This is a genomic window from Pseudomonas sp. IT-P260, assembly GCF_949768395.1.
Lineage (GTDB): Bacteria > Pseudomonadota > Gammaproteobacteria > Pseudomonadales > Pseudomonadaceae > Aquipseudomonas > Aquipseudomonas parakoreensis.
Genome location: NZ_CATKPO010000040.1, coordinates 154,501 through 175,387, shown reverse-complemented (window position 1 = coordinate 175,387; position 20,887 = coordinate 154,501). Strand labels below are relative to the sequence as shown.

Annotated in this window: 25 protein-coding genes and 1 tRNA gene; 8 read left to right on the top strand and 18 right to left on the bottom strand. The window is 57.8% G+C overall.

Going from position 1 to position 20,887, the window contains the following annotated elements:
- Positions 1-37: 37 nt before the first annotated feature.
- Complete coding sequence (gene infC / locus ACM6HV_RS19780; protein WP_170929410.1) at positions 38-589, bottom strand: translation initiation factor IF-3; 552 nt, start codon at positions 587-589, stop codon at positions 38-40.
- Entirely contained in the window at positions 589-2,511 is a 1,923-nt protein-coding gene (gene thrS, locus ACM6HV_RS19775; RefSeq protein WP_414905080.1) for a threonine--tRNA ligase, read from the bottom strand. The genes infC and thrS overlap by 1 nt, the downstream gene beginning before the upstream one ends.
- A gap of 379 nt (positions 2,512-2,890) precedes the next feature.
- Between thrS and ACM6HV_RS19770 the strand changes: the two genes are divergently transcribed.
- Positions 2,891-3,190 carry a hypothetical protein gene (locus ACM6HV_RS19770; protein WP_041066136.1) on the top strand — a complete coding sequence of 100 codons (300 nt, stop codon included), beginning with the start codon at positions 2,891-2,893 and terminating at the stop codon, positions 3,188-3,190.
- 292 nt (positions 3,191-3,482) lie between these two features.
- A complete protein-coding gene (locus ACM6HV_RS19765) occupies positions 3,483-3,695 on the top strand; it encodes a cold-shock protein (RefSeq protein WP_003179963.1) in 213 nt (70 codons plus the stop codon).
- 72 nt (positions 3,696-3,767) lie between these two features.
- On the opposite strand, the gene ACM6HV_RS19760 is transcribed toward ACM6HV_RS19765, so the two are convergent.
- Both ACM6HV_RS19760 and ACM6HV_RS19755 read right to left on the bottom strand, forming a co-directional pair.
- Positions 3,768-4,085 carry an I78 family peptidase inhibitor gene (locus ACM6HV_RS19760; RefSeq protein WP_145595109.1) on the bottom strand — a complete coding sequence of 106 codons (318 nt, stop codon included), beginning with the start codon at positions 4,083-4,085 and terminating at the stop codon, positions 3,768-3,770.
- 168 nt (positions 4,086-4,253) lie between these two features.
- Positions 4,254-4,559, bottom strand: a complete 306-nt coding sequence (locus ACM6HV_RS19755; protein WP_041066130.1) for a hypothetical protein — start codon at positions 4,557-4,559, stop codon at positions 4,254-4,256.
- A gap of 132 nt (positions 4,560-4,691) precedes the next feature.
- Here ACM6HV_RS19755 and ACM6HV_RS19750 point away from each other — a divergent pair, with 132 nt between their 5' ends.
- A complete protein-coding gene (locus ACM6HV_RS19750; RefSeq protein ID WP_086793391.1) occupies positions 4,692-4,904 on the top strand; it encodes a hypothetical protein in 213 nt (70 codons plus the stop codon).
- 33 nt (positions 4,905-4,937) lie between these two features.
- Here the strand turns inward: ACM6HV_RS19750 and ACM6HV_RS19745 are convergent, their stop codons facing one another.
- From ACM6HV_RS19745 to ACM6HV_RS19710, 8 genes are all read right to left on the bottom strand, one after another.
- Complete coding sequence (locus tag ACM6HV_RS19745) at positions 4,938-5,966, bottom strand: nucleoside hydrolase (RefSeq protein ID WP_414905079.1); 1,029 nt, start codon at positions 5,964-5,966, stop codon at positions 4,938-4,940.
- A 45-nt stretch (positions 5,967-6,011) separates the two neighbouring features.
- A complete protein-coding gene (gene rbsD / locus ACM6HV_RS19740; protein ID WP_041066125.1) occupies positions 6,012-6,416 on the bottom strand; it encodes a D-ribose pyranase in 405 nt (134 codons plus the stop codon).
- Positions 6,413-7,330, bottom strand: coding sequence for a ribokinase (gene rbsK / locus ACM6HV_RS19735; protein WP_414905078.1), 918 nt, complete (start codon positions 7,328-7,330; stop codon positions 6,413-6,415). Before rbsK ends, rbsD begins: the two co-directional genes overlap by 4 nt.
- Positions 7,331-7,354: 24 nt before the next feature.
- On the bottom strand, positions 7,355-8,374 hold the full coding sequence (locus tag ACM6HV_RS19730) for a LacI family DNA-binding transcriptional regulator (RefSeq protein ID WP_222018874.1): 1,020 nt from the start codon (positions 8,372-8,374) through the stop codon (positions 7,355-7,357).
- A gap of 3 nt (positions 8,375-8,377) precedes the next feature.
- Positions 8,378-9,355, bottom strand: a complete 978-nt coding sequence (locus ACM6HV_RS19725; RefSeq protein ID WP_041066117.1) for an ABC transporter permease — start codon at positions 9,353-9,355, stop codon at positions 8,378-8,380.
- Positions 9,352-10,905, bottom strand: coding sequence for a sugar ABC transporter ATP-binding protein (locus ACM6HV_RS19720; RefSeq protein ID WP_414905077.1), 1,554 nt, complete (start codon positions 10,903-10,905; stop codon positions 9,352-9,354). Before ACM6HV_RS19720 ends, ACM6HV_RS19725 begins: the two co-directional genes overlap by 4 nt.
- 56 nt (positions 10,906-10,961) lie before the next feature.
- Complete coding sequence (locus ACM6HV_RS19715) at positions 10,962-11,918, bottom strand: sugar ABC transporter substrate-binding protein (RefSeq protein ID WP_041066111.1); 957 nt, start codon at positions 11,916-11,918, stop codon at positions 10,962-10,964.
- 201 nt (positions 11,919-12,119) lie between these two features.
- A complete protein-coding gene (locus tag ACM6HV_RS19710) occupies positions 12,120-12,575 on the bottom strand; it encodes a hypothetical protein (protein WP_414905076.1) in 456 nt (151 codons plus the stop codon).
- A gap of 349 nt (positions 12,576-12,924) precedes the next feature.
- On the opposite strand from ACM6HV_RS19710, the gene ACM6HV_RS19705 reads away from it, so the two are divergent.
- From ACM6HV_RS19705 to ACM6HV_RS19695, 3 genes are all read left to right on the top strand, one after another.
- Positions 12,925-14,013, top strand: coding sequence for an asparaginase (locus tag ACM6HV_RS19705; RefSeq protein ID WP_414905075.1), 1,089 nt, complete (start codon positions 12,925-12,927; stop codon positions 14,011-14,013).
- 178 nt (positions 14,014-14,191) lie between these two features.
- Positions 14,192-14,482: a DUF1654 domain-containing protein gene (locus ACM6HV_RS19700; RefSeq protein ID WP_003226395.1), complete on the top strand. Its 291-nt coding sequence runs from the start codon at positions 14,192-14,194 to the stop codon at positions 14,480-14,482.
- A gap of 4 nt (positions 14,483-14,486) precedes the next feature.
- The gene (locus tag ACM6HV_RS19695) at positions 14,487-15,176 is read left to right on the top strand and encodes an endonuclease (protein WP_041066103.1); all 690 of its coding nucleotides are present in this window, start codon (positions 14,487-14,489) and stop codon (positions 15,174-15,176) included.
- Between the two features lie 55 nt (positions 15,177-15,231).
- Here ACM6HV_RS19695 and ACM6HV_RS19690 read toward each other — a convergent pair whose 3' ends face one another.
- Together ACM6HV_RS19690 and ACM6HV_RS19685 are read right to left on the bottom strand one after the other, a co-directional pair.
- Positions 15,232-16,143, bottom strand: coding sequence for a siderophore-interacting protein (locus tag ACM6HV_RS19690; protein WP_414905074.1), 912 nt, complete (start codon positions 16,141-16,143; stop codon positions 15,232-15,234).
- Between the two features lie 86 nt (positions 16,144-16,229).
- Positions 16,230-16,598: an SPOR domain-containing protein gene (locus ACM6HV_RS19685; protein ID WP_414905073.1), complete on the bottom strand. Its 369-nt coding sequence runs from the start codon at positions 16,596-16,598 to the stop codon at positions 16,230-16,232.
- A gap of 250 nt (positions 16,599-16,848) precedes the next feature.
- Between ACM6HV_RS19685 and csrA the strand changes: the two genes are divergently transcribed.
- Positions 16,849-17,043: a carbon storage regulator CsrA gene (gene csrA / locus ACM6HV_RS19680; RefSeq protein ID WP_003179932.1), complete on the top strand. Its 195-nt coding sequence runs from the start codon at positions 16,849-16,851 to the stop codon at positions 17,041-17,043.
- 223 nt (positions 17,044-17,266) lie between these two features.
- Here csrA and ACM6HV_RS19675 read toward each other — a convergent pair whose 3' ends face one another.
- The 3 genes from ACM6HV_RS19675 to ACM6HV_RS19665 all read right to left on the bottom strand — a co-directional run bounded on the left by ACM6HV_RS19675 (position 17,267) and on the right by ACM6HV_RS19665 (position 18,302).
- On the bottom strand, positions 17,267-17,722 hold the full coding sequence (locus ACM6HV_RS19675) for a DUF2214 family protein (protein ID WP_414905072.1): 456 nt from the start codon (positions 17,720-17,722) through the stop codon (positions 17,267-17,269).
- Positions 17,723-17,758: 36 nt separating this feature from the next.
- Positions 17,759-18,022, bottom strand: coding sequence for a hypothetical protein (locus ACM6HV_RS19670; RefSeq protein ID WP_142579701.1), 264 nt, complete (start codon positions 18,020-18,022; stop codon positions 17,759-17,761).
- A 203-nt stretch (positions 18,023-18,225) separates the two neighbouring features.
- Positions 18,226-18,302, bottom strand: a tRNA-Val gene (locus ACM6HV_RS19665).
- Positions 18,303-18,485: 183 nt separating this feature from the next.
- On the opposite strand from ACM6HV_RS19665, the gene ACM6HV_RS19660 reads away from it, so the two are divergent.
- Positions 18,486-19,769 (top strand): NAD(P)/FAD-dependent oxidoreductase, encoded by a 1,284-nt coding sequence (locus ACM6HV_RS19660; protein ID WP_414905071.1) that lies wholly within the window; start codon positions 18,486-18,488, stop codon positions 19,767-19,769.
- Positions 19,770-19,915: 146 nt separating this feature from the next.
- Here ACM6HV_RS19660 and ACM6HV_RS19655 read toward each other — a convergent pair whose 3' ends face one another.
- Positions 19,916-20,887 (bottom strand): XdhC family protein, encoded by a 972-nt coding sequence (locus tag ACM6HV_RS19655; RefSeq protein WP_414905070.1) that lies wholly within the window; start codon positions 20,885-20,887, stop codon positions 19,916-19,918.

Below are 20,887 nucleotides of genomic sequence, written 5' to 3'. Positions count from 1 at the left end.
GATAAACATAATCAGAAGGCCTGCCGTGCCCTGTTGATTACTTCTTCTTTTTCGGGGCGATGACCATGATCAGCTGGCGTCCTTCCATCTTAGGATGCTGTTCGACCGAACCGTACTCGAGCAGGTCAGCTTCAACCCGCTTGAGGAGTTCCATCCCCAGCTCCTGGTGGGCCATCTCACGGCCGCGGAATCGCAAGGATACCTTGGCCCTGTCCCCGTCACTCAGGAAACGTACCAGGTTGCGCAGTTTTACCTGGTAATCCCCTTCCTCCGTCCCTGGACGAAACTTGATTTCTTTTACCTGAATCTGCTTCTGGTTTTTCTTCGCTGCTGCAATCTGCTTCTTCTTTTCGAAGATCGATTTGCCGTAGTCCATCACCCGGCAAACCGGTGGGACTGCGTCAGCAGAGATTTCTACCAGATCAAGCTTTGCTTCTTCAGCAATACGAAGCGCTTCATCAATCGAGACGATGCCAATCTGCTCGCCATCAGCGCCAATTAACCGAACCTCGCGTGCCGAGATATTCTCGTTGATCGGGGCTTTCGGTGCAGCTCGTTTATCTTGTCTCATTTCACGCTTAATAATAATTACTCCGAATCTGGGCGACCACGCCGGGAAACCGCTTGCGCGAGAAACTCAGCGAACTGGGCGACGGGCATCGAGCCCAGGTCAGCACCTTCACGAGTACGCACAGCGACAGTCTGCATCTCGACTTCCTTATCTCCGATAACCAAAAGATAGGGAACCTTGAGCAAAGTATGCTCGCGGATTTTAAAGCCGATCTTTTCATTTCTCAAGTCGGACTTGGCACGAAATCCGCTTTCGTTGAGAGTTTTTTCAACCTGAGCGACGAAATCTGCCTGTTTATCAGTGATATTCATGATCACTGCCTGGGTTGGCGCGAGCCACGCAGGGAATGCACCTTCGTAATGCTCGATCAGAATCCCGACGAAACGCTCGAACGAACCGAGGATCGCCCGGTGCAGCATCACTGGGTGTTTGCGGCTGTTGTCTTCGGAGACGTATTCGGCGCCGAGACGGACAGGCAGGTTGAAATCGAGCTGCAAGGTACCACACTGCCAGACGCGACCGAGGCAATCTTTCAGCGAGAACTCGATTTTCGGACCGTAGAACGCACCTTCACCCGGCTGCAGATCATACGGCAGACCCGCGGAATCAAGGGCTGCAGCCAGTGCTGCTTCGGCGCGATCCCACAGTTCGTCGGAACCCACGCGTTTTTCCGGACGAGTGGACAGTTTCATTTCGACGTCGGTGAAGCCGAAGTCGCGGTAAACATCCATAGTCAATTTGATGAACGCTGCGGATTCAGCCTGCATCTGCTCTTCGGTGCAGAAAATGTGGGCGTCGTCCTGAGTAAACGCACGTACACGCATGATACCGTGCAAGGCACCCGACGGCTCGTTACGGTGGCACGCACCGAACTCGGCCAGACGCATCGGCAGCTCGCGGTAGCTCTTCAGACCCTGATTGAACACCTGCACATGGCATGGGCAGTTCATCGGCTTGATGGCGTAGTCGCGGCTTTCCGACTCGGTAGTGAACATGTTGTCGGCGTAGTTGGCCCAGTGCCCGGATTTCTCCCACAGGCTGCGGTCAACGACTTGCGGCGTCTTGATCTCGAGATAGCCGTTGTCACGCTGCACCTTGCGCATGTACTGCTCGAGCACTTGATACAGGGTCCAGCCGTTCGGGTGCCAGAACACCATGCCCGGCGCTTCTTCCTGGGTGTGGAACAGGCCCAGGCGCTTGCCGATCTTGCGGTGATCGCGCTTTTCCGCTTCTTCGATGCGCTGGATGTAAGCCGCCAGCTGCTTCTTGTCTGCCCAGGCAGTACCGTAAACGCGCTGCAGCTGCTCGTTCTTGGCATCACCGCGCCAGTAGGCACCGGACAACTTGGTCAGCTTGAAAGATTTCAGGAAGCGAGTGTTCGGCACGTGCGGGCCGCGGCACATGTCGACGTATTCTTCGTGGTAGTACAGGCCCATGGCCTGCTCGTTCGGCATGTCTTCGACCAGACGCAGCTTGTAGTCTTCGCCGCGAGCCTTGAACACTTCGATCACTTCGGCGCGCGGAGTGACTTTCTTGATGACGTCGTAATCCTTGTCGATCAGCTGATGCATGCGCTGTTCGATGGCGGCCATGTCGTCCGGAGTAAAAGGACGCTCGAAGGCGATGTCGTAATAGAAGCCTTCGTCGATAACCGGGCCGATGACCATTTTCGCAGTCGGATACAGCTGCTTGACCGCATGGCCAACCAGGTGTGCGCAAGAGTGGCGAATGATCTCCAGCCCCTCTTCATCCTTTGGCGTGATGATTTGCAGCGTTGCGTCGCTCTCGATGATGTCGCAGGCGTCGACCAGCTTGCCGTTGACCTTGCCGGCCACGGTGGCCTTGGCCAGGCCGGCACCAATGGATGCGGCGACCTCGGCTACGGAAACCGGGTGATCGAATGAACGTTGACTGCCGTCGGGAAGAGTAATAGTTGGCATGGCGCCTCCTCTCCTAGTGGTGACCCCTACCAAAGGTCACGTGGGTTGGGATGAGCCAGTACAAGATCCGATCCAGGCCATTCAATGACGAACGCCTGCCTTACAGCGGCAGGAGCCTTGCGGCCAACCGGAAAACCGAACCAGAGTGACTGGGATTCAAATCAGGGTTTCGCACGCTGACCGCTTCGGGGCTGAAGGCCATCCGGAGCCTGAGAACGCTTGAGCCCGGCATGCTAGCACAGATGAGCGGTCATCGAGTCGAAGGATTTTCAGTGCTGAAGATTTGTGCATTTTTGCGGCGCAAAGTGAACTTGGGATATACGCTTTGCCTCAAATAAGCTGAGAATCGTCGCCGATATCAACCCAAGGAGTTTCCGACATGCGCCTTATCCGACTTTTTGCTTACGCGGCCCCGCTGGCCCTGCTACTGCCGCTGAGCGCCAACGCGGCCTGGCCTGCCGGTGTCAAAGCCCAGTACATGAACGACTGCACCGCCGCCGCCAGCAAGAGCGTCAATCCAGCCGAAGCCAATAAACACTGTGCTTGCGGTGCCGATGTGCTGGAAAAGAAATTCACCACGCAAGAGATCGCGCAACTGATGGACAAGAACACCCCGCCAAGTGGTGAACTGGGTCAGCGCGCACTGAAAGAAATCTCGGTTTGCCGAGTGCAGAAATAAGCGCTGACGAATGTTTTTTCGGGCATCCGGCAGACCAAAAAACGCCAAAAAGACCCCGAAATCGATAATTTACGCAGGTTTTATAGCTTTTTTTACACCCTCTTCTTTCGGCCACAAGCCACTGAAACCGGGGCTTGCAGACATTTCAGAGGTTGAAATCGATGCAATATGAAAGCAAACAGCACGTCCGGGGGGCTACCAAAGCGAACATTTCGACTATGATACCCGGGTGTGCCCAGTTGGCCTGAGCAGCACAGTACTACTGAAAATATATGTTTCTTGGAGATACACCATGTCTAATCGCCAAACCGGCACCGTTAAATGGTTCAACGATGAAAAAGGCTTCGGCTTCATCACTCCTCAAGGTGGCGGTGACGACCTGTTCGTACACTTCAAAGCTATCGAATCCGACGGTTTCAAAAGCCTGAAAGAAGGCCAGACCGTCTCTTTCGTGGCTGAGAAAGGCCAAAAGGGTATGCAAGCTGCACAAGTTCGCCCAGAGTAATTTCCCGGCGCACTAAAAAAACCCCGTCCATGTGACGGGGTTTTTTATGCCTGCAACAAAAGCGCTCTGCGATCAACCGCAGCTGACGCGAGTGACCACCAGGTTGTTGTCGGTGTTCAGATTCAAGCGATCGGAGCGGTATTCCAACGTGATCATGTCGGTTGGCTTGAGGAAACGGGCGTTTTGCGCGCCAGCCTTGGCACGCGCCTGATCGAGCAGCTCCGGCGAAGCCTTTTTACCGATGGCAAATTCCGCTGCCTTTGCTTCACAGCGGCTGTGACCGGCATCGGTCGCCACAGGATCCTTTGCCGACTCGCTGGAGGTCGTGCTGCAACCGGCCAACATGGCAACGGCCATAAGTGCACCCAGAGACGCGAACTTCAAAGGCATGAAGCCTCCTTCTTTCAAATGGTTAAGCTGAGATCGTGCGACCGCCAATCTGGCGTTTGGTTTCACAACCAATGCTGCCACCCTGCCCCACGATCCGGAAAAACGCTGAGTCTGCCTGAAGAGCGTGCAGCGCATCCTCACACAATCGTCACCGAATATTAACGAAGCTCAATAGACGTCGATGTAGTCGAGCGGCGGATTCGGCCAGTTGTCTTTCAGCGCATTGAAAATCTGCATCACCCAGACTTCATCGCTGGCCGCGACGTTGCCGACATACCCCGAACCCTTGGCCCAGGTCTCCAGGCGAAAGAGCAGGCCATCAATATCCTGCCCGCCGGTCACACCGGACGAAATATAGGCAATCCCCCCCTTGGTCACACGCAGCTGCGTATGCACATCATCGCTGGCCGACGCGAGCAACTGGCGCACAGCGTCGAGTGTGAGGCCGTCGGGGGAATTCAAATCGATCTGCACAGCACATTCCTTGGTTCAGCCGGAAAAGACCAAGTGTCGCATAGCGTCGCGCCCATGCCTAAGTCGCAGTGCCAAACGCCGGACAAAGTGGTTAACTCGCGCTCAGACATTCCCGACTTTTCGAGCGCACTCATGAGCACCGTAAGCATCTCCGCTGACATCAAGGTTTTGTGGCCGAAGGGACACAGTTCGTATAGCCCGGGCAGTTCGGAGGAGCTCGCGCTGATCAGCATCGATCTGCTGGTCAAGACGATGGGAACCCAAGGCGCACAAACGTTTATCGCTCAAGTGTTCGAGCGGTACCAGCATGACGACAAGAGCACGCAGGACACGGAGAGGGATTAAAAACCCGCAGGCTTGCACCTGCGGGTCCTGGCCTTACTTCAAGCGCTTCAGACGCTCAGTCAGCAGATCGAAGAAACCTTGGGCATCGCCATTCTCGACCCAAAATGCGTTTTTCGGCTGTTTCAGACCGTCGTACCAATCGACCACGGTCTGACCGAACGTGATCCCCTCACGGCTGTCGATGGCCACGTTCACCGAGCGACCAGTGAATAGCTCCGGCTTGAGCAGGTAAGCAATGACGGTAGCGTCATGCACCGGGCCACCCGGGATGCCGTAGTGCTCCATGTCGCCCTTGATGTACTCGTTGAGGATGTCGCCGACAATCTTGCTCGCATTGTTGTTGAGCGCGGCAATCTGCTTCAGGCGGGCGTCGCTGGTGAGGATCTTGTGGGTCACGTCCAGCGGCAGATAGGTCAGTTTTACACCGCTCTTGAGTACCACTTCTGCCGCTTGCGGGTCGGCAAACAAGTTGAATTCGGCCACCGGGGTGATGTTGCCGCCATTGAAGTGCGCGCCGCCCATGATCACCACTTCCTTGATACCGTTAACGATCTCCGGCTCCTGGATCAGCGCCAGCGCCAGGTTGGTCTGCGGGCCAAGCATGGCGATGGTGATGCTATGCGGCTTGGCTTTTTTCAGGGTATCGATCAGGTAGTTGACCGCATTGCCTTCGGCCAGGCCTTTTTTCGGCTCATGTACGGTGACACCCGACAGGCCTTCCTTGCCATGGATGTTCTCGGCGTAGATCGGCGTACGCATCAGCGGCTTCGGCGCGCCGGCGTAAACCGGAACGTCCTCGCGCCCTGCCCACTCGCTAGCCAGGCGCGCGTTGCGCGAAGTCTTGTCGAGGCGCACGTTGCCGGCCACGGTGGTCAGTGCGCGAATGTTCAGTTCATCCGGCGAAGCCAGGGCGAACAGCAAGGCGACCACGTCGTCGGCACCCGGATCGGTGTCGATGATCAGGTCGATCTTTTCAGCAGCCTGAGCGCTGGTGGCGGAAATAAAAGACAAAAGCAGCAGACTCCGAAGCAATTGATGGAGTTTTTGAGCATAGCGGTGCATGGCGCATTCCTTGTGCTGATGAAAATGAAAGGGTCGAAAACCCGATTAGAACGTTACTCCGGCCACCAGCACGATGTTGCAGTACGGCTGACATTCGCCTGTACGAACAATCGCCCGTGCCTGTCGGCTAAGGACCTTGAATTGCTCATGAGTCAGCAGATCGCGGCGACCGAGGGCGCCCTCTTCTTGCAACTCGTCAAGCACAACCAGGGCGGTCGGCTGCTTGTCGAGGATTTCGTTGGCCAGCACATGGCTCTCCACCTGCATCTCGCTGAGCACGACTTTCAGGGTACTGACAAAATCCGGAACGCCGTGGGTCAGCGCCAGATCAATCAGTTCAACGCCAGGAGGAACCGGCAGTCCGGCGTCACCGATCACCACCATGTCGCCATGGCCCAGGGAGGCGATCAGCCGCGACAACGCGACGTTGAGCAAAGGAGTCTTTTTCATGCGGGTTTGAACGCCTGTACGTCGGACATTGTTGGAATGGAAGGCTGAGCGCCGGCCCGGGTCACAGATAACGCTGCAGCGACTTGCCCGTAACGGATCGCCTCAGCCTCGGATTTGCCACTGGCGAGCGCTGCGGCAAAACCACCCACAAAGGTATCGCCCGCGGCGGTGGTATCGACCGCCTTCACCTTGGGCGCCGGGAAATGCTCGAAACCTTTGCTATTGGCAAACAGTGAACCTTGCGCACCGAGAGTAATGATGACCTTGCCCACGCCCATTGCGATCAACTGACTGGCAGCGCTCTCTGCGCTCTGCAGCGAATCGACCGGCAACCCGCTCAACGCAGCCGCTTCACTTTCGTTGGGGATCAAGTAGTCGATGGCGGTAAACCAGTCTGCCGGCAACGGACGACTGGCCGGCGCCGGGTTTAAAATCACGGTTTTGCCCAGCTCACGCGCTCGCTTGAGCGCATGCCCCACCGTTGCATCCGGGATCTCCAGCTGGCAGATAATCACGTCGGCCGCTTGCAGCACCGCATCAAAACGGTCAATCACCGCCGGGGTCATTGCACCGTTGGCGCCAGCGACGATCACGATGGCGTTCTGACTGTTGTCATCGACCACAATCAGCGCCACGCCACTGGAGTCGGCAACCGTGCTCACCGCCTGACAATCGATCTGCTCGGCCAGCAATGCGTCGCGCAATTGCACGCCGTAGTCATCGTTGCCAACACAACCGACCATCGCCACCTGCGCACCCAGGCGCGCAGCAGCAACTGCCTGATTGGCGCCCTTGCCGCCGGAAACGGTGGCAAAGGAATGACCGATCAGCGTTTCACCACCCTTTGGCAGCCGTGGCGCCCGGGTGACCAGATCCATGTTCAGGCTGCCTATTACCACTACATTTGCTGGCATACATCACTACTCGTCAATTCGATTTCAGCGGTACTCGGTGAACACGCCTGACAGCGGTGCAGTCGATTCGCGCAAGACAATACTCGGGGTCACGATTCGTTGATCGGTGACCAGACTCGGGGTAGCAATCCTTCGCAGCAGCACTTCGGCAGCCATCTCGCCCAACTGCAGGATCGACTGACCAACGGTGGTCAGCGCCGGGTACACATAACGGCTCATCTGGATATCGTCGAAGCCGATCACCGACAGCTCGCTTGGCACGCGCACATTGCGCTCGGCCGCCGCACGCAGCACACCGATCCCGATCATGTCGTTTCCGGCGAAGATCGCGCTCGGCGGGTTGCCTTCGAGCAGGATCGCCGCCGCGTTGTAGCCACCGGTACTGGTGAAATCGCTTTCCAGCATGCGCTCGGGCCGCACGGTGATGCCCGCCTCCTGCAGCGCACGACAAAAACCGGCCTGACGCATTTGCGCCACGCTGGTGCTCGACGGACCACCGATGGTGGCGATGTCACGATGGCCCAGCTCCAGCAGGTGACGCGTCGCCAGATAGGCACCATATTCATGGTCGATGCGCACCAGATCGGCGTCCACGCCATCCAGCCCGCGGTCGACGATGACCATCGGCGTTTTCACCCCGGCCAGCCCTTGCGCGAGCCCGATGTCGCCACCGGCGGAGGCGACGATCAGGCCGTCAATGCGCTTCTCCAGCAGCACCCGCAAATAGCTGCGCTGTTTTTCCGGGTTATCGTCAGAGTTGCAAAGGATCACGCAATAGCCGTTACGCTCGCAGTAATCCTCGATACCCCGAGCCAACTCGGCAAAATACGGGTTGAGGCTGTTGGGCACCAATAAGCCAATGGTCGCAGTGGTCTTGGCTTTCAGCGAACGCGCTACAGCACTTGGTACGTAGTCGAGGCTTTTGATGGCCGCCTCGACCTTCAACCGCACCTCCTGACTGACCGGCCGGGTCTTGTTCACCACGTGAGAAACCGTGGTGTAGGAAATCCCCGCGAGCGCCGCCACATCCTTGATCGTTGCCATGACTTAGCCCCGTCGACTGGCGCGTTGACTGCGATAGGTATCGAGTACCACCGCAATGACGATCACCGCACCGGTGATGATGCGCTTGGTCGGCTCGGTCGCACCGATCTGCGCCAGACCGGCGGCGAGCACCGAAATGATCAACACTCCGAAGAAGGTGCTGATCACCGAACCACGCCCCCCCATCAGGCTGGTGCCACCAATGACCACGGCGGCGATGACTTGCAGTTCGAGGCCGGAGCCGGCATTCGGATCCGCCGCTTCCAGACGGGAAATCTGGAACAGCGCGGCGATGCCCGCGAGCAGCCCCATCAGGCTGAACACCAGAATCTTGTACGGTTTTGGATTGATCCCCGCCAGACGCACCGCTTCTTCGTTGGTGCCGATACCAATCAGGTAGCGACCGAACACGGTACGGGTCAACACCGCTTGCGCGATGAAGATCACCAGCAAGGCAATGATGAACGACGGCGAGATACCGAAGGCGATCGGGTTCGACAGCCAGGCAAACGAATCACCGATGTAGGCGGTGCGCGAACCGGTCATCTGATACGCCAGGCCACGGGCCATTTCCAGCACACCGAGCGAAACGATGAATGAAGGAATACGCCACGCCACAGTGATCGAACCGGTCACCGTACCCGCCAGTGCAGCCACCGCCATTCCAAGCAGAGCGGACGGCAACACGCTCCAGCCCCAGCCGAGAATCGCTACGCTGACTGTCGAGGCGGCAAGTGCCAGCACCGAACCGACCGACAGGTCGATGCCGCCGATGATCAGCACGAAGGTCATGCCCACCGCCAGCACCATCAGATCGGGGATCTGATTGGCCAGCGTGCTGAAGGTGTCGTAGGACAGAAAGTGGCTGCTCATGACCGAGAACAACGCCACCATCGCCAACAAGGCACCCGCCAGGCCCAGATAGGTGCCAAGACCGTAGAAATTGCCACCACGTTTGCCGGCAGAAGATGCAGTTTTCATGGGAGTTCCCTAGGCGCCGCTTCATTGAGCTGCGCATCACGTTTTTGGTAGCCGGCGAACGCGGCAGCAAGCAAATCATCCTGGGTCCAGCTGTCGCGCTCGAAGGTATCGATCAAACGCCCTGCCGACAGAACGCCGATCCGGTCGCAGATCAGCATCAGCTCGCGCAGGTCACTGGATACCACCACCAGCGCCTTGCCCTGACGCGTCAATTCGCCCAGCAAGGCATAGATATCGAACTTGGCACCCACATCAATGCCGCGAGTCGGCTCGTCGAACAACAGCACTGAGCAATCACGCTCCAGCCAGCGACCGATCACGACCTTCTGCTGATTGCCGCCAGACAGCTCGGAAACCAATTGGGACGGGCTCGAACTGCGGATGCGCATGGCGTTGATCTGACGCTGCGCCAAGGAAATTTCGTTGCTGTTATTGACGACCCCGGCCCGGGAAATTTCCGGCATGTTGCCCAAAGCAATGTTGGCGCTGATCGACTGACTGAGCAGCAGGCCTTCGCCCTTGCGGTCTTCGGTGATCAGGGCGATGCCGTGCTTCACTGCATCAACCGGTGAACGCACACTGACCTCCCGCGCCGGCGAACCCAGCGCGATCGTGCCGCTGTCGGCCAGATCGGCGCCGAAAATCAGCCTTAGCAATTCAGTGCGTCCGGCGCCGATCAGCCCGGAAATCCCGAAAATCTCGCCAGCACGCACTTCAAAGGAAACATCGCGCACCTTGTCGGAGCGGGTCAGGCCCTTGACCGTCAGGGCTGGCGCGCCAATCTTGCGCGGGCCCATGTCGATGTGTTCGCCCAGTTCGCGACCGACCATCAAGGTGACCAGTTGCTCACTGTTGTAATTGGCCATCGGCTCGACGCAGACCAGATTGCCGTCCCGCAGCACAGCAATGCGTTGCGCGACGCGCGCCAGCTCTTCCAGGCGGTGGGAGATATAGATGATCGCAACGCCACGCGCCTGCAAACGGGTGATCTGCTCAAAGAGCATTTCAACTTCACGGGCAGTGAGCATGGCCGTCGGCTCATCAAGAATCAGCACATGACAATCGCCGATCAGGTTGCGCGCGATCTCGACCATCTGCTGATGCCCGATACCCAGCTCGCCCACCAAGGTGTCCGGATCAATGGCATCAAGACCAACCTGCGCCATGGCTTCGATGGCGGCCTTGCGCAATTGCTTGCGACTGATCCAGCCGCCGTTGCTGGGCAGGTTGTCGAGAAACAGGTTTTCCGCCACCGACAGGGTCGGCAGCAGATTGAGTTCTTGCATGACCATGCGCACGCCCAGCTCTTCAGCTTGGGTACGGCTGCCGGGGCGGTAGTCTTTGCCCTGGAACTGCATCTGGCCTGTGGTCGGCGTGACCAGACCACCAATGATCTTCGACAGCGTGCTTTTACCGGCACCATTCTCACCGGTCAGCGCCAGCACTTCACCGCGCATCAGCGTCAAGTCGATGCCCGTGAGCACCGGCTGCGCATAGGTCTTACCGATACCGCTGACCGAGAGGACAGCGTTCGGGGCGGAAACTGACATAAAAACTCTCCATGCGCTCGTCCGGACGGACGAGCGCCGTTGTGTCGCCGGAAGACTTACTGGGTGACCAGCTCGACTGGCGTTTCGATCACGCCATTGGCGCCGCTGTCGACTTTTTCGCCCTTGAGGATTTTCAGCGCGGTCTCAATACCGAACACAGCCTGCTTGGCAGCGAACTGATCGGCCGTCGCCAGCACACGACCGTCCTTGAGCATCGGCTTGATCGCGTTGATATTGTCGTAACCGACCACTTGTACCTTGCCCGCCTTGCCGGCAGCGCGCACAGCGGAAACAGCGCCAACGGCCATGCTGTCGTTACCCGCCAAGAGCGCTTTCACATCCGGGTATTCGCTGAGAATCGAAGCAGCAACCTTGTTGCCCTTGTCGATTTCCCAGTCACCCGATTGCAACGAAACCACCTTGATCTGCGCCGCGTCCATCGCATCCTTGAAGCCGGCGGTGCGCTGCTGGGCGTTGGTGGTGGTGGACACACCTTCGATGATGCCGACTTCGTCACCGGCCTTCAGTTGCTTGGCCAGGTACTCACCGACCAGACGCGCACCCTTGCGGTTGTCCGGACCTACGAATGGCACACTGATATTTTTGCTTTTGACGATTTGCGGATCGAGCTGGTTGTCGATGTTGATCACGGTGATGCCGGCATCGACGGCTTTCTTGATGACCGGCACCATGGCCTTGGAATCGGACGGTGCGATGACCAGCGCGTTGACCTTGGCCAGAATCATCTGCTCGACGATGCGGGTCTGGCCGGCGGTATCGGTCTCGTCCTTGATGCCGTTGGAGATCAGGTCGAAGTCGGCGGAGTGTTCTTTCTGGTAAGCCTTGGCGCCATCTTCCATGGTCAGGAAGAATTCGTTGGCCAGGGATTTCATGACCAATGCGACTTTGGGTTTTTCCGGGGACTCGGCGAAGGCCGAAGAGACAGGTAGTGCGGCGGCTGCGGCAGCCAGCATAGCGACAGCAAGAAGACGTCCAGCGAATGGCAGCTTCATGGGTTCACTCCGATCTTATGATTATTGTGAGCAACGCTCGCGCTGGCGTAAGCTTCAGCGCTCTCTTCCGGCCAATAGTGCACCGGGGAAGCCGCGCAAACGTTTGCGTAGACCGAACTATGCGAATCCCGCTGACATTTGTCAACAATCAGAAATCATCGTTTTATTGCAGGGCGAATCGTCCGATTCGCCCTTCCCTGCTTACGCCGTGGTGCTGACCAGGTTGCCGCTGGTTGAATCCTTGGACATTTCCTTGACCAGTGCCGCTGCGACTTCCATCAGCGCGCCGCTGGTTTGCGCGATCTGGCCCTGAACGGACATGACCGCCTGTGACTTGGCCTCGGGCGTCGGATAACTTGCCGCCTGCGCCGCCGCCAATTGCTGTTGCTGTTCTTGCAGTTGCTTCTGCAATTCCTGCATCCGCTTGAGCAGCATTTTGACGGTGATGCTCAGGCTATCGCCGCTGTCAGCACTACTCGCCTGGCTGGCTTCTTGCGCAGGCCCACCGGTTCTGACCTGGTTGCTTTGCTCTTTTTCAACGCCCAGCGCCTCTTCGGATGCGTCTGCTTCCGCCTGGTTCATTGCTTTGATTGTCGCTGCGGTTTTACCGCCGATGGTGACTGCGCCGGGATGTGAAAAACCGATCGTCAGTGACATGTGAACTCCCTAAATAATCGTTTCCTTTAACACCCATCGGCCTGCTGACAGGTTTCTTTAGCAGAAAAGCCGAAACCGGCAAGCCGTTTCGTTCGCCCAGAGCTGTAGTCCTTTTCGGTGAGCCGAACATGAAAGGTCCCAATATTCGGAAACCCGGACAGGTGATCGGCCCAACCATTGGCCATTCCACAAAAACATGATGCAAATCATGAAGTTAAACATTTCTCTGAAGCAAAGTAGCACTGGTACGGATCCTGCTCCCTAGCCTGCACCCCGAGCATTCAGATCGGCTAGGGGCGCATCTAGATGAACCTGCATCAGCACCGTCTCACTACTAGAGAGAAAAATAATGAAATCTGCTTTCAACACCTTGGTACCGGGCGCTTTGGCCCTCCTCCTGCTCCTGCCAACCGCCCTTCAGGCAAAAGAAGTCGACACCCAGACCAAACTCGCCAACGTCGTGGTACTTGCCACTGGCGGCACCATTGCCGGTGCCGGCGCCAGCGCAGCCAACAGCGCCACTTACCAGGCGGCCAAGGTTGGTATTGAACAACTGATTGCCGGCATCCCCGAGTTGAGCAAACTGGCAAACGTGCGTGGCGAACAAGTCATGCAGATCGCCTCGGAAAGCATCACCAACGACAACCTGCTGCAACTAGGTCGCCGCGTATCGGAACTGGCCGACAGCAAAGACGTCGATGGCATCGTCATCACCCACGGCACCGACACCCTGGAAGAAACCGCCTACTTCCTCAACCTGGTAGAGAAGACCGACAAGCCGATCATCGTCGTCGGCTCGATGCGTCCGGGCACCGCCATGTCGGCAGACGGCATGCTCAACCTGTACAACGCCGTCGCCGTGGCCAGCAGCAAAGAAGCGCACGGCAAAGGCGTGCTGGTGACCATGAATGACGAGATCCAGTCCGGTCGCGACGTGAGCAAAATGATCAACATCAAGACCGAGGCGTTCAAAAGCCCTTGGGGTCCGCTGGGCATGGTGGTTGAAGGCAAATCCTATTGGTTCCGCTTGCCAGCCAAGCGCCACACCATGGATTCGGAATTCGACATCAAGAACATCAAGAGCCTGCCTGACGTAGAAATCGCCTATTCCTACGGCAATGTAGACGATACCGCCTACAAAGCACTGGCCCAGGCCGGCGCCAAAGCCATCATCCATGCCGGTACCGGTAATGGTTCTGTTTCTTCGCGCGTAGTGCCGAGCCTGCAAGCTTTGCGCAAAGACGGCGTGCAAATCATCCGCTCGTCCCACGTCAACGCCGGTGGTTTCGTTCTGCGTAACGCCGAACAGCCTGACGACAAATACGACTGGGTCGTCGCTCACGACCTGAACCCGCAAAAAGCTCGGATCCTGGCCATGGTCGCCCTGACCAAAACCAATGACAGCAAAGAGCTGCAACGGATGTTCTGGGAATATTGATTGACCCTCGCCTGAGCCTTTCCGGATCGGGCAACCTGCTCACCACTCGCCCGCGCGGCGGGTGGTGCAGCCACCTACGCTGCGCGCGACTTTTTCGCACAAAATAATCGACCCGGCTTACACCAAAATCGCAAAAGCGCTGTCAGAGGATTTTCTTGAATTTTAAGCAGTTGCGAAAATGCTTACAGTTAAATACTGTATGCACGTACAGCTTAATAAGGATAACCTCGTGGCCACCTCCCCTGATGCTCCTGACGCTTACGAACGCATGGGTATGCGCGTTCAAAAAATCATCAATTCCCCTACCGCACAAAAAGCCAAAGCCGCCTTGATCTTCCGTCTGCCGGACGAGCCTGTGGATGCATGGGAGCAACTGCTCGAGGAAATCGACGAGAACGACAACGTCACACTCGCCTATCGCGACGATGGCGGCGTGCAGATTTTTTGGGTTGTGCCGAAGGAAGATTGATTCAATGAGTGTCCGCTGTTTTGCATTACTGTTGCTGTTCATCGCTTTTGGCGCCCAGGCTGGCGCTCCCCGCACCTTTACCGAGGCCAAGAAAGCCGCCTGGAAGCTGTATGCACCGCAGTCCACGGAGTTTTACTGCGGATGCAAATACACTGGCAACAAGGTGGACTTGAAGGCTTGCGGTTATGTGCCACGCAAAAATGCCAAGCGCGCTTCGCGCATCGAATGGGAGCACATTGTCCCGGCGTGGGAATTCGGTCACCAGCGTCAATGCTGGCAGTCGGGCGGGCGCAAGAACTGCACACGCTACGACCCGAGTTATCAGAAAGCCGAAGCCGACCTGCACAACCTGGTACCGAGCATTGGCGAGGTCAACGGTGATCGCAGCAATTTCAGTTATGGCTGGCTGCCGGTGCAATCCGGTCAGTATGGCTCGTGCCTGACTCAAGTCGACTTCAAGGCCAAGAAAGTCATGCCTCGCCCGTCGATTCGCGGCATGATCGCGCGCACCTATTTCTACATGAGCAAGCAGTACGGCTTGCGCCTGTCGAAACAGGATCGGCAGCTTTACGAAGCCTGGGACAAGACGTACCCGGTGCAAGACTGGGAACGCCAGCGTAATCAGAGCGTGGCGTGCGTCATGGGACACGGCAATGAATTCGTCGGCCCGGTAAACCTGAAAGCCTGCGGCTGACCCTCCAGCTCAAAGGAAAAGGCCTCGAACGTGATGTTCGAGGCCTTTTTTGTACCTAACTGCCAGCCTTGTTGTAGCGCCAGTAGCCCATCAGATTGAGTGACTCACGGGGGATACCGCATTCCTTGATCAGGTATTTACGCAGACGCATGACCGCAGCACTTTCGCCGGCAATCCAGCCATAAAAACCTTCGGGGGCCGTGTTGGCGATCTCCCAGAGAATGTCTTTGTCGATATCGACTTCGGCGAGTTCGGCTGCTTGCCCGACCGATGAATCCTCTGCAGGCAAGAACGCCTGCTGCACCGCCTCTACCATCAGCGCACCAGCCACTGCTTCTGGCGCCTGATCGCGAATCAGCCACTGCACCGCCAGCCCGGGCCAGTCTGGCACCGAGAGCATGTCTGCCAAACTGTCGACTTCAAAGTACGCCTGAGTCTGAGGCGGCTCAGCCATGGCGGACAATTCTTCGAGAATACCCATCGCCGCCGGCAATGCCGTGGCATCGGCCACCAGCAAAACCTGTTTGAGCAGCTGCGGCGGTTTCCATTCGAACCCTCCGGCATCCTGCGCGGAAAAACCGCTGTCGGGAGCAAGAATCTGCATCGACGCTCCCGGCTGCGCACGCAGCGCCCAGCGCGACGCGGGACCGGTCTCGCCATGCAGGACAAAATCGATATCGACCTCGCCCTGATCAGCGCGCAAATGACGAATGGTGTAAGTGCGCATTGCCGGTCGACGGCTCGCCAACATCGAACGAAAACGCGCGTACCAGCCCTCCTCCTGCGCAAGGCTCGCGGGGGATCCATCTTCAGCCGGGAAGAACAGTTTGACGCGCTGATCCGGCGCCCAAGTGGCCATGCCACCTATTGAAGGATCGGCGAGCGTGATCCGCATCATGTGCGTACTCACCAGCGTCTTGCGGCGCAAAACCGCATTGAAAAGCTTATAGGGAGCGGCGGAGGCCATGCGGAGCTCCTTCGAGAAATCGTGATTGACTCGTATAAGACGAGTCGACTGCGATGTCCTTTAGGCCGCTCCGCTGAAAGTGCGGCTTACGGTGCGAGCGGATGCTCGACGATCACCGATTCGACGTTCTGCTTCTTGGCCTTCACCAATGCTGCATCCACCTCGATCTTGCGCGCTTGCGCGTCGGCCTGGGAGTTGAACGGACCAATCAGGATCCGCGTCTTGCCGCTGCTGTCCTTGATCACGGTCGGCACGAACGCATGCTCGATCAACCAGCCACTCAGGTCGCTGACAGCCTGAGGTGTTTCGCCGCGCACTTCGAGGTCCCACTGCGCAGAAGATGCCGCCACAGGCGCGGCTGCGACTGTCGTTTTCGGCTTCTGCACGTCTACACTCTTGCCTTCGCCACACCCTGCCAATGCCAGTGCCGCGACCATCCAGACCAATTTGCGCACAACGCTTTCCTCGAAAATCACAAAGCGGCGATCTTAACATTCATAAATACTTCGCGAGGCCCGCAAAATGGGCACAAAACAACGAGATTGATGATTGCAGCCTCTGTATAGTTACGCCCTGGGAATTAATGCCGCATCTGCGCGTCAGAAAGAGGCACCCAAACCGTGAGACTTCGCACTAATCTATACGTACCACCGACCTCTGCACTGTCTGAATCAGGTGCCCTACAAAGCAATCAAGGAGAAGACCATGCTGATACTCACCCGCAAAGTCGGTGAAAGCATAAATATTGGTGATGACATTACGATCACCATCCTCGGCGTAAGCGGTCAGCAAGTCCGTATCGGCATCAATGCTCCGAAAAACGTTGCCGTACACCGTGAAGAAATCTACCAGCGCATTCAGGCCGGGCTGACCGCCCCGGACAAGCCACAAACGCCCTGAACCGCATTGCAGTCAGTAGCCAGTTCGTTTGCTTTGCGTAATGACTGGCTAGAGACACACGCGCCGTATTGCCATCCGCTCCCCAGCCCACTCGGCACGGCGCCTGACACATCCCATCGCTCTACTTCATTTGCTCCGTTCCTCTCCTGCAGCGCGATACTACCCGCGACTGCCCAGCCTGGCTGTCAGAAATTTCCGAGAGCACACAGGGAATTGCTCCTTGTTAGCCGAACGTCACGCCGCGCGCCATGCCGGTGGCTGCAATCACTATCAATACCAACAGCAGCGCCTCGACGTGACTGATCCGTGCATACAGCTTTGCACGCGCGGTATCGAACGCCTTGCCTCGCGCCAATGCGATCCGCCATTTGACCAGCGTGATCATCGGCGCCAGCTCAATCAACAGAAGCAGCACGAACAACGTCATCTTCAAATGAAACAGCGGCTGGTGCAGATAGTAGTCAGCGCCCTTTTCAAACCCGCCAAAGGCGCGCATGCCGCCAGTCACTAGCAGCACCAGCGCAGCAATGCCCCACAGATTATCGGCAAGCAAAACCCGCTTTGCTTCACCGACGCCAGCCGCCAGACGACTGAACGCCGTGCCACGGGTCAACACGGCCCAGAAGCCCAGTGCAAAAGCCAAGAGATGAATAGCGGCGAGAAACCAATGAACCAGCATCGACGAACCCCTTGAGAAAGCCGTGGAAAACGCCAGTCAGTAGTAGTCGAAAAAAACCGGTTTCGCCCGCACACAGCAGTGGGACTGGAAAGCTTCGCGCAGGAAGCAAGGGGACAGAGAACGGGATTGGCCAAATCGCAGGCAAAAAAAATCCCAAGCAGCTGATGGAAGCTTGGGATTTAAAAATGCATAAACCGTGGTGGTGAACGCGGGGCAGATGTTACTGAAGTTCACGATCAGCAACAACATTTTTTTGATCACCGGCCGGTTAAAAATACGGGTAACCCCTTCAATATCCACACTTTTTCGACGGATCCAAAAAAGCACAGAACGCCATATCAGCAGGTCGTGTTATTTCGAAACACGCTAAGCGACCAGGGTAACGAAAGATCGGAAGGATTGAGGCGAGCGCCTGGAGCAAGGCTTTGACAAATCGCAGACAACAAAAAAGGGCCCACCTTTCGGTGAGCCCTTCCAGACCGCCCAGCAGAGCGGATTTTGTTTGGTAGGCGCGATTGGACTCGAACCAACGACCCCCACCATGTCAAGGTGGTGCTCTAACCAACTGAGCTACGTGCCTGCTGTGAGGCGGCATTCTACGGAATTCCGGAGGGGTGTCAACACCTTTTTTTCACCTAACCCTATGAATATGCAAAATATTTAATTTCGGGCCGGTAAAGAAGATTTTCCGGTGGCTGGCGGAGGTTTTTCAACTCGGGTAGGATCGACGCACTCGTAAAATATATTAAACAGAGGCTGCAGGATGGCGAACACCCCTTACCCAGAGTCTTATTACGCTGCGTCGGCCAATGCCGCACCGCCACGTCCGGCCCTGCAGGATGATGTGGAGACGGATGTCTGTGTGATCGGCGCCGGGTACACCGGGCTGTCCTCGGCGTTGTTTCTACTGGAGAACGGTTTTCGCGTCACAGTCCTGGAAGCAGCGAAGGTCGGCTTCGGTGCGTCGGGGCGCAATGGCGGGCAGATCGTCAACAGCTATAGCCGCGACATCGACGTTATCGAGCGCACAGTCGGCCCCAAGCAAGCACAACTGCTCGGGCAGATGGCCTTCGAAGGCGGTCGGATCATTCGGGAGCGCGTGGCCAAATACAACATCCAGTGCGACCTGAAGGACGGCGGCGTGTTTGCCGCCCTCTCCGCCAAGCAGATGGGCCACCTGGAATCGCAGAAGCGCCTGTGGGAGCGCTTCGGCCACACGCAACTGGAACTGCTCGACCAGCGCCGCATTCGCGAAGTGGTCGCCTGCGATCAATACGTCGGCGGCATGCTCGACATGAGCGGTGGTCACATCCACCCGCTGAACCTGGCGCTCGGTGAAGCCGCTGCGGTCGAGTCCCTCGGCGGCACGATCTACGAGCAATCGCCGGCCGTGCGCATCGAGCGCGGTGCCAACCCGGTGGCGCACACGCCGCAAGGCAAGGTCAGGGCCAAGTTCATCATCGTCGCCGGCAACGCCTACCTCGGCAATCTGGTGCCGGAATTGGCAGCCAAATCGATGCCGTGCGGCACTCAGGTGATCACTACCGAACCACTGGGCGAAGAATTGGCGAAATCCCTCCTGCCACAGGATTACTGCGTCGAGGACTGCAACTACCTGCTCGACTACTACCGCCTGACGGGCGACAAGCGCCTGATCTTCGGCGGCGGTGTGGTTTATGGCGCGCGGGACCCGGCGAACATCGAAGCGATCATCCGCCCGAAAATGCTTAAGGCCTTTCCACAACTGAAAGACGTGAAGATTGATTACGCGTGGACGGGCAATTTCCTGCTAACCCTGTCGCGCCTGCCGCAGGTCGGACGCCTGGGCGATAACATTTATTACTCGCAGGGCTGCAGCGGCCACGGCGTGACGTACACACATCTGGCCGGCAAGGTACTGGCGGAAGCGTTGCGTGGTCAGGCTGAGCGTTTTGATGCGTTTGCCGATCTGCCGCACTACCCGTTCCCGGGCGGGCAGTTGCTGCGAACGCCGTTTGCGGCATTGGGTGCGTGGTATTACGGGTTGCGTGACAAGCTGGGGTTCTGATCAGTTTTCTTGACTGGCAAACAAATGTGGCGAGGGAGCTTGCTCCCGCCGGGTCGCGCAGCGGCCCCTCTTTTATTCAGAAAGAAGGCCTGCTGCGCAGTCCAGCGGGAGCAAGCTCCCTCGCCACAATATTTGCAAAATCCAGATCAGAGCTGGTCTCGGGCGATCCCGCTACGAATCCGCAAGATATCCGCCAGCACCGCCAAAGCGATCTCCGCCGGTGTCTTGCTGCCCAGGTTAAGCCCGATCGGCGCATGAATCCGCGCCAGTTCGATCTCCCCCAGCCCACCAATCCTGCGCAGGCGCTCAAAACGTTTCTGCGAGGTCTGCTGCGAGCCCATGACGCCGATGTAAAACGCTTCGGTGCGTACCGCTTCCATCATTGCCAGGTCGTCGATGCGCGGATCATGGGTCAGCGCTACCACCGCGGTATCGCGGTGACAGCCGCCATCGGCGATAAACACTGACGGCAATTGCCGACGAATCTCCACGCCATTCAGCACCACGCCTTCGAGCACTTCGTCGCGCGGATCGCAAAGAATCACTTCGAAGCCGAGACCGACCGCGAACTCGGCACAGGCCTGCGCCACGCTGGAGTAACCCGCCAGCAGCAAGCGCTGAGCAGCACCGATGCGAATCCGCACCCGGTCGATTTCGCGCTCGATACGCGCCCCCTGCTCGCGATCCGCGAACAGACTGCGCGCACCACTGGCCAGATCGACCTCGCGAATCAGACGACGCTGGCCGAGCAACGCCGATTCAAGCTCACGCAGATGCGCCTGCACCTCGCAGTCGGCGTCAAATTTCTCTACCAGTACGTCGAGAATGCCGCCACAGGGCAGGCTGACCCGCGAGCGCGGATCATCACCTTCGCCGTAACGCACCACATTGACCGCATCGAGAAACGCACCTTCAGCGACGCGCGCGAGAAAGTCTTCCTCGACGCAGCCACCGGACAGCGACCCGATCCACTGGCCGCTATCGTTCACCGCCAGCAGCGAACCCGGCGCACGCGGCGCCGAGCCGTAAGTGGTCAGCACGGTGCAGAGCCAGATGCGCTGCCCCGCCACAGACCACTCCAGTGCCCGCCGCACAACCTGTAGATCGAGATGCTGCAT